This window comes from Dictyobacter arantiisoli, from assembly GCF_008326305.1.
GTDB lineage: Bacteria > Chloroflexota > Ktedonobacteria > Ktedonobacterales > Ktedonobacteraceae > Dictyobacter > Dictyobacter arantiisoli.
Window position 1 is genome coordinate 1 of sequence record NZ_BIXY01000237.1, and the last position, 1,421, is coordinate 1,421.

At 54.9% G+C, this 1,421-nt stretch carries 1 protein-coding gene; it reads left to right on the top strand.

The window, feature by feature from the left end; all coding sequences use genetic code 11:
- Positions 1 to 388: 388 nt before the first annotated feature.
- Positions 389 to 1,421, top strand: a 1,033-nt coding sequence (locus tag F1593_RS30100) for a TniQ family protein (RefSeq protein ID WP_172632534.1), incomplete at its 3' end; no start/stop codon positions are given.

Here is a 1,421-nt window from a genome sequence, read left to right on the forward strand (position 1 = left end):
CGTCGGACGTGTCAATGGTATCTGTGCCAAGGACCCGATCATTGAGGAGCCGGATGAAGGGAAACTTTCCAGTCCGGTTTTGAAGCCGAGCGGAGGGGGCGACTCCTTCGCTTAGGTTAACAACCGAATTCGTAGGCATTCCACGTTACAGTACCTCAGTCCGTTGCAGTATGAACAATTGATGACGTAATCTTCACCTTTTCCCCTTCCACGAAAACGGGGCAAGATCACTCTCCCCTCCACAGCCACCACACCCACACAGACCTCTACGGCACCGACAGCATCCACCACGCCTCCTCTCCATCCACCCGTTCCTTCACCGGCAACGCTCATCATCCCCCCCATCCACCCCCTTCCCCTGCGCACTCACCCATTTCCGTGGGAAGACATGCATTCGTTTTTGGCCCGCACAGCCACACGCATGCAGTACCAAAGCACACACCAGATTCTGCAACCTGCCATCAGTCCCCACCAGATTGCTGCCTCCCAGGTCTCTCTGCTCACCGAACAAGCAGACTATACCTTCCTCTCAGATCTTCTCCTCATCAGCCAGGAGGATCTCTATGCCATGACCTTGCATCGCTTCTCCCACCTCTTTGACCACCTCGACTTCTTTCCTACTCTCCGACGCTCTCGCACCCACGACCTGCCTCTACAGCCAAAAATGGTCACGTATCACACGCCTATTGCTCGCCCACGACTGGAAAAAGGACTGCTCCGAAGCTTTTTCCTCCCCAACCTGACCACCCAGATCTGTCCTCTCTGCCTGCAAGAGGGCGTCGCCTACGACCGCTTGTATTGGAAATGCAGATACCTGCTCACCTGCCACATCCATGGCGTTCTCCTGCAACGGCACTGTTCCCTCTGTCAGAAACCCATCCCATCCCATCGCCTTCATCTCACTCTCTGTCCCTTTTGCCACCAGCCCTATCACCACTCCCCCTCCACTCCCATTCCACCTGAAGCCGCCTGGTTGCTTCAAGGGGATCTCCTCACCTTCCACGCTCTTGGGGCACACTCCTCCTCCTGTTTGCCGCCTTCGCACAACGACCCACGAGCAGAATTGCCTCCTGCTGAGTATATCGCGCTGATGCGTGCTCTCTGTATTAGCCTCCATCCTCTCCAACAGCCACACTTCCAGGCATTTCTCCCACCCTCCATCTATGACCTCCTCATCCACCATACACAGACACTCCGTCCTCGCCCAGATCAAGTTCCCCCCCTCCAAGTGGTGGTCGCCCATTCCCTCTTTTCTCTTTGGCCAACCTCTTTTTTTCTCTTCCTTGATGCTCTGGAAGTGGAATTCCCCCGAATTTGGAGGGTCGGAGAAGAGAAATCTGCTATACTCATATCAGGAGGGTTCAATGGGCAAATCTCAACCGATCTATACCAAGGAATTCAAGCAGCAAGCTGTCACACTC